We start from the raw sequence: 419 nt of genomic DNA, 5'->3' as shown, positions 1-419 counted from the left end.
CCGTCCATAAAACTGTTCTCCTACTACCTCCAATGACCATGTTTGAGCTGGTTGAGGCATTGGACCTCGAATCACAAGCGAAGCTATGGGATTGGAACCATCGTGGGAGCGCCGGCACAATGTATTTAGGAGGTTGTTATGGAACCCGTTGTTGGTGTGGATGTTGCAAAGGGATTTAGTGTGGTACAGGCTTTTACAAGGCGGAATGAACCCTATGGAAAGTTGGAGAGCATCTCGCACGGAAAGAGCGGACTTGAGCGATTAGGGGAACTCCTAGCCGAGCTGCAGGCACAGACAGCAATGGCTCCTGTCGTCGTATTAGAAGCGACAGGGCATTACCATCGTGCACTTGTAGCCTATCTCGAGCTTGGTGGCTGGACGCATTTCATCGTTAACCCGTTACGGTCCAAGCGCGCAAA

1 protein-coding gene is annotated in these 419 nt (G+C 51.3%); it reads left to right on the top strand.

Annotated features, from left to right (window positions below; translation table 11 throughout):
• Positions 1-138 precede the first annotated feature (138 nt).
• The coding region (locus ACI48K_RS18385) for an IS110 family transposase (protein ID WP_475029080.1) at positions 139-419 on the top strand (281 nt) is incomplete at its 3' end.

This window comes from Paenibacillus terrisolis, assembly GCF_056171975.1.
Note: the sequence above shows the minus strand (reverse complement) of the source record. Positions and strands in the feature narration are given on the sequence as shown.